General features: G+C 35.1%; 2 protein-coding genes and 1 rRNA gene. All 3 read right to left on the bottom strand.

Annotation, left to right across the window (positions count from 1 at the left end; all coding sequences use genetic code 11):
- Positions 1–1,823 precede the first annotated feature (1,823 nt).
- The 3 genes from cas9 to rrf all read right to left on the bottom strand — a co-directional run bounded on the left by cas9 (position 1,824) and on the right by rrf (position 7,008).
- Positions 1,824–6,197, bottom strand: a complete 4,374-nt coding sequence (gene cas9, locus C8P65_RS11870; RefSeq protein ID WP_107782977.1) for a type II CRISPR RNA-guided endonuclease Cas9 — start codon at positions 6,195–6,197, stop codon at positions 1,824–1,826.
- Between the two features lie 181 nt (positions 6,198–6,378).
- Positions 6,379–6,831: a D-aminoacyl-tRNA deacylase gene (dtd, locus tag C8P65_RS11865; RefSeq protein ID WP_107782976.1), complete on the bottom strand. Its 453-nt coding sequence runs from the start codon at positions 6,829–6,831 to the stop codon at positions 6,379–6,381.
- 69 nt (positions 6,832–6,900) lie between these two features.
- Positions 6,901–7,008 (bottom strand): 5S ribosomal RNA (gene rrf, locus C8P65_RS11860).
- Positions 7,009–7,012: the final 4 nt, after the last annotated feature.

The following is a 7,012-nucleotide window of genomic DNA, read 5'->3' as shown; positions in this document are numbered from 1 at the left end:
ACATACAAAGGTTCCAAAACAAAGAAACGTGCTGAAGCCCTCTATGAACCAGAGTATAGAGAAAAACTTTTAAAACTTTAAATGCGAACGCCGTGGTTTTGTGATTGATAACAACGCAAGCCTTTGAGGCCTACTTGCAGGAAAGTTGTGAATTGCTTTCAAATTTTGTAGTTTTGTGATTGATAACAACTTCAGTTTATCAATGCCCTGGCGCAAAACTGTTGTGAATTGCTTTCACATTTTGTAGTTTTGTGATTGATAACAACCGAACTTGGTGGCGTTGTCTTTTGGGGTGAGTTGTGAATTGCTTTCAAATTTTGTACTTTTGTGATTGATAACAACCCCTACCGAGCTGCTTACAAAGCAAATTGTGTTGTGAATTGCTCTCAAATTTTATAGTTTTGTGATTGATAACAACAGATTGAAAATCAACGATTAAGAGGAGAAGGTTGTGAATTGCTTTCAAATTTTGTAATTTTGTGATTGATAACAACCGTCCTGGTATTGTGGTTGGAATTTAGGAAGTTGTGAATTGCTTTCAAATTTTGTAATTTTGTGATTGATAACATCATACTGCCGATAAAGCACACGAACTGAAGCGTTGTGAATTGCTTTCAAATTTTGTAGTTTTGTGATTGATAACAACCAAAACACACGAGGAAGTAGGCGAACTTAGTTGTGAATTGCTTTCAAATTTTGTAATTTTGTGATTGATAACAACAAGACGGCATACTACAAGCTATTGAGTACTGTTGTGAATTGCTTTTAAATTTTGTGATTGATAACAACTATGATACTGGGTGCTATCGAAACGTTACTGTTGTGAATTGCTTTTCAAATTTTGTAGTTTTGCGATTGATAACAACTTTTCTCCGATATTCACAATGTCGAAACCCATTGTGAATTGCTTTCAAATTTTGTAGTTTTGTGATTGATAACAACAGCAGAAAGTCCAAGAGGGTACGCATTTTCGTTGTGAATCGCTTTCAAATTTTGTAGTTTTGTGATTGATAACAACAGCACCTTTTCACCATTAATGCGCATATCCGTTATGAATTGCTTTCAAATTTTGTAATTTTGTGATTGATAACAACCGTACAAAGAGCATATCAAAGTACATTACGGTTGTGAATTGCTTTCAAATTTTGTAGTTTTGTGATTGATAACAACTAACCTCTTCGTGGTTTTTGAGGAGTTCATGTTGTGAATTGCTTTCAAATTTTATAGTTTTGTGACTGATAACAACCTCGGGGCGTACCTCTACCCTATCGGCAGGGTTGTGAATTGCTTTCAAATTTTATAGTTTTGTGACTAATAACAACCTCGGGACGTACCTCTACCCTATCGGCAGGGTTGTGAATTGCTTTCAAATTTTGTAGTTTTGTAATTGATAACAACTTACCGCCAAGAATATCGAGGACTTACTGCGTTGTGAATTGCTTTCAAATTTTGTAGTTTTGTGATTGATAACAACCACAATTCTTCTTTATCAACAAGCGGTACGGTTGTGAATTGCTTTCAAATTTTGTAGTTTTGTGATTGATAACATCCAAGCCATTGAGCATTAGTAAGGTCGTAATGTTGTGAATTGCTCTCAAATTTTGTAATTTTGTGATTGATAACAACATTTGATTTTCTACTACTTTCTGAAACTCCGTTGTGAATTGCTTTCAAATTTTGTAGTTTTGTGATTGATAACAACCTCAATCTTTTAAAGGTTTTAGTATCGTTTTACTGAAAAACAGTACTGAAAAACCTCCTCTTTTGCCTTTGCTCATAAGGCAGAAGAGGAGGTTTTCTCTTTCATATTCTTAAAAAGAGTTCTATGCTTTGGTAATGTTTCCTAGGCGGTCTACTTTCAGTTTGATACAGACTTCTTTTATTCTACTATCTCCGCTAATAGTAACCTCTAACTTATTTAAACTTCCTAATTCTCCTATCTTAGATTTAGCATCATAGGATTTTATGAGAGAAGCTATAGTAGATTTTACAAAATGACATTCGTTTCCTGTAAAACTCACTGTTTTATAAATTCTTTCTTTCTGTTCTTTGATGAGGTTATTGAAATCTATTGTCTCTATGATTTCTCCTTCTATAGGCACATACACTAAATCGTTAGGCGAAAGGCTAAACAACAATAGTTCTCCTTTTTCATTGCGCTCGGGAACAGAAGGAAGTCCTTGTTTTTGTCGTTCAATTACTTCGTTGAGAGGGATCGTTGCATAAGTGCGTTTCCCTTTGCCTTGATATACTCCAAAAAAAAGATTTGTCCCTTTGGCTGCTTCTACATATTTAGTAGTTTTAGCGCCTGTTTCTCCCAGCGAAAATTTACTTCCTTCTTCAAAAATACGGACTTTATAAATGGGCTGATGTTTCTTGCCATCGTTGTATTGGGCAATATTTTTGTCGAGTTCTTCTAATCCTTCTGCTGAAAAAGCTACTTCGGGGCTTCCTTTATATTTCAAATAGTTGAGCAATATTTTTTGGATACCTGTATCGGTAATACTACTGATAATCTTTTCTGTAAAGGTTATATCTACTGCTTTTCGGGTAGCTGTAAGTATTTTATCTTTACCTATTTTTCTATCCAAAATAATTTTACCTGAAACAGTTTCTTTATGTAAAGGCTTTCTGATAGCCCAATTAGTTCCCTCTTGTTTTACTTTCTTTTTTACAAGTATACCATTTTTCTCTTCCCATTTTTCATAATAGTTGGTAGCCTTATTAATCACTCTTAGGTTTTGTTTAAAACTCACTACTATATGTTCGAGGGCTTCTTTGGCTTCTTGAGTGAAAGTATTCCAAGGTTTCTTGAACTGCCAGTTATTATTCTTTTTCTCACAGAGGATAGTGCGAAGGTCTATGCGAGATTGTTGTTTTTCTTTTTTATCCTTACTCTTATCCAATGCGTGTTGGTTATTCATATAATTGATATGCTCTCTCGTAACACAAGCAATCACTAAGGCATCCATAGCGTGATGACGGTGATCTATGCGTTTCTTTTGGAAACCTTGGCTGTATTCTATTGGAACAGTAGGGAGATTTTTTTGAAGTCTGTCGTTATATGAGGTAAAAAGCTGTGTTTGTGTAAGCTGGTTCATTCGCTCAAAACGAGGAAGAATAAGCTCATTCCATACATCATTAAGTCCCCAATCTTGTTTGAGGGCAGTAGTAATTTTACCTGTACAAGGTATTACATTTTTAGAATTTACGCCCTCATCTTTTTCATCTGAACGCACTATCTTAGAAAGTATCTCTGAAATATACTTACTGATATAACGAGTATCATTCATTTGACGAGCCACCATTTTTTCAGGTATGTCATTCAAAAGGAGCTTTTGTTGTTTAGCTAAATTGTTGGCATAGTATTTCTTCACGAACTCTTTGTACTGTTCTTCTGTGAAGATAGTAACTTCTTTATTACCCGCTATACGCACTTTCTCACCGTGGTGATTCTGGATAAATTCCAATCCTAATTGATTTGTTTTTAGCTTATTTACAGCTGATTCGCATATTACCTTATTGGATAAACTATCATCGTAATAACGGCTTTGCGGAATAATATGTTCTATTTCATACTCCTCAGTAAATAGTTTTGTAAGTGAAATCACCTCTCCTGTATAAGGAGACCTATATTTTTGTTCCAACCATAGTTTATAGCGTTGTAATTCTGTTTTATTAGGTTCAGCTTTTTTGCGAATTTTTTGAATATCTTCGTCTATTTCGTCTGTACTACTAAAGACCCCTTCTTCATAGATTTTAAGAAGGTCGTGCTGTACAAGCGAATACGGACGCACATTCTGTATGCTTGCATCTTCTTTTAATTCGGCAAGCAATTTCTTAATGCGTAGGTTGGTATTTTCATTTTCCTGATTCTGTTTAGAGGCTCTATATCTTTCTTCAGCAGTGTTTTTAAGTTCTCTACCGAGTTCTATATGTATTTCATTAAAGAAATTCGCTTGTCCCTCGCCGTATTGTTGCCAAATATCCTTAACTACACGTAAAGTTTCAGTAACTACTTGCTCTACTATAGGGTTCCTAAGTGAATGCTGTTTGAAATCTTCTAAATATGCTTCTAAATCACTCACTGAAGTCCATTTTTCTATATTAGTAGCTTCTGCGTGACGATTATAGACTACATACTGAGCTAGCCAAAGCGGTAAGCCTTGAAAGCTGATTTCGTTATTTAGCTGAAATTTCTCTGCTTTTTCTCTAATGATAGTACGGATTTCGTCATTTGCCTCCCCGTTAATAAGGTCGTCTATACGTTTTTGAGTAGATACATCAATATTCTTGAAATTCCAATGATTGCCAAATCGCATCAAAGGGAGTAATTTTTTAATTGCTTTTTCAGAAAAACTACCATACTCATTAGAATAGGGTTTGAAGTTTTTAAAACTTTCTACGAACGATGTTTCGTCTAATTTATTTTTATTAGCAAATTTCTTTAATGCTTTTTCAAATTCAACTTTGTCCTTTACCGAATATAACAAATGCCACAATTGATATGCTGTATCAAAAGTTAGAAAATTAGCGGAGAGTCCTTCTACTTTCTGCAAATACCGCTGAAGGTCATAGCCCGTTTCATTCATAGGGTATTTTTTGGAGGAGTTGTCTGCCCTATCATAGACATAGTTCCATCGATAAATAGTGAGCCACTTTTTAAGTTCACTTTTAGCAGCTTTGTCTTTAATTTGAGGATTTTTTGCAAGTAAAAAGTATTTTAGTAAGCCTTCATTATCTATTTCTTTTTGAGATATCAAGAAGTTAAACAGAGCCTCATAGTCTTCTGCTGTTTCAATAAACTCAGGAGTTACTTCACGGTCAGTTTCTATTTCGTAAATTCTCAAGTTTTGTAGCCATTGCAGCACTCTAAACTCTTGGTAGTAAGGATTAGATTTAGCACATACTTTTATAGGAGCTTCTTTGCGCTCATTAGTTTCCTTATCTATATACGAACGCTTTTCTAATGCGCAATTGGCTATAGTAGATTTTTGACTACGCAACGGACGTTGGTAGAAAATGATATCTTCTACAAACAAATGAAGGAAATCTTTTGATAATAGGATTTGCTGTTGCGTCTCATTTTTTCGGTATAATTCTCTTATACAGTCCGCTAATAAGTTTTCGGTGAACAATTCTGGTTGAAGCGCTATTTGTTGGGTTAAAATAGCCTTTAATTCATCTTTATAGTATTTTCGTTCAATAGTACGAACTAATTTTCCTTTTATCTTCTGATTAGGGTTTTGTAACAAATGGTCGTAGATATAAGCCCCTACAGTTTTCCCAGAAAAATCAATATCGTGTTCTGTTTTCTTTTTGAGCAAATTCCAGTCGTTTTCGTCAGGAGCTCTGAAAGAACGTTTTTCTTTACCCTCTTTGTCTACTTTTACCGTGCCATCATCATTAAGATCGGTAGTAACAATGAAATCACGCGTTTTTCCCCTCCAGTCGTCCAATGGAATTTTACTCGTACGACGGTATATCCAAGCATTTTCCAAACGGATTGTATACCAAATCTCACCTTTTTTATTAAGAGTCTCAGCCTCTACCTCTACAACTTTCAAAGAGTGAAAAGCAATTTCTTTATTAGGATTTTCAATTTCTTCTTCACCACGCAACTGGTAGTACCCTCTTTTTTGATTGAAGTGAAGTATAAGCCAAGCTAATTCTTGTTGGGTAATCTTTTGCGAAAGTGCTTTTTTGCGCAGGTAATAAATTGTCCAATCATAAGGGATTTTACTCTCTTCGCCATTAGATTTCTTGTAGAATAACTGAGGTTGATGTTCTCTGAAATCCTCAATCATCTCATTAAAACTATCCATAAAAATAAAATTCCCTTTGTTATAAGCTATTTTGGGTTCAGCATCATCTATAAACTTACCATATCTTTTGCTGAAATCTATTTGTGAATCGTAGTGAGGAGGCAAAAAGCCTAATATGTGAAGTACTCTATGAAGTCGCTCACGGCGAAGTAAATGCCGTTCTCGCAGGCGACGTGTACTGCGATAAGCAGTTCTTTCGGCAGTTTGAGAAACTGTATTTCCTTTCTCAAAATCGCCTAATATGCTCTGATCCATAGGGATAATCCTACTGCCAGCAGCCATAATTTGTCCTTGTTTATTTTCAAAATTCTGTTGTACAAGAGCCCAACCAATAGAGTTAGAGCCCAAATCTAATCCTAATATACGTTTCATTCTTTTTATATTTTGGTGAGGCAAAGATAACGAAAAGAAGTGAGAAATAAAAAATAATTTAAGAAAAATTTGCAGATAAGAAATATTATACTTACCTTTGTCGCAGAATTTGAAAGCAATTCACAATAAGGATTATTCCGTTGTGAAAACATTTAGTGCCTCGACTATCTTCGGGGCTTTTTTATTCCTTATTTTTTGTATCTATAAGAATAGTAACCGGTCCATCATTGCAAAGACTGACCTGCATCATCGCACCAAATTGCCCTGTAGGCACTCTTTTGCCTAACAGAGTTTCTACTTGCTTTATAAAGGCTTCGTAAATAGGTATGGCTACCTCTGGACGGGCAGCCTTTATATAACTAGGACGATTGCCTTTTTTAGTAGAAGCGTGCAAGGTAAATTGCGACACAATAAGCACCTCTCCATCCACTTCTTTTACCGAGAGATTCATTACCCCATTATCATCGTCAAAAACGCGCAAATTGACTATTTTAGACGATAGCCATGCTATATCTTCATTCGTATCGCCATCTTCTATACCTACTAACACAAGTAAGCCTTTATCTATAGAGGCCACTGTTTGATTTTCTATACTTACTGAAGCCTGTGTTACTTTTTGAATTACTACTCTCATATTTGCTTATCAATTTAAAATTCACAACAAAAAAAGAGCAATCTAAATAATTAGATTGCTCTTTTTATAAGAAGGCGGCGACATACTCTCCCACTTGCGTAGTACCATCTGCGCTAAAAGGTTTAACTGCTCTGTTCGGAATGGTAAGAGGTGAGACCTTTGACTATAACCACCTTAAATC

The organism is Capnocytophaga leadbetteri, assembly GCF_003054025.1.
Taxonomy (GTDB): Bacteria; Bacteroidota; Bacteroidia; order Flavobacteriales; family Flavobacteriaceae; genus Capnocytophaga; species Capnocytophaga leadbetteri.
This window is presented reverse-complemented; position numbering and strand designations above follow the sequence as displayed.

Excerpts from the sequence above, each read along its gene's own strand:
- cas9 (WP_107782977.1), bottom strand. The coding sequence starts at position 6,197 with ATGAAACGTATATTAGGATTAGATTTGGGCTCTAACTCTATTGGTTGG.
- dtd (WP_107782976.1), bottom strand. The coding sequence starts at position 6,831 with ATGAGAGTAGTAATTCAAAAAGTAACACAGGCTTCAGTAAGTATAGAA.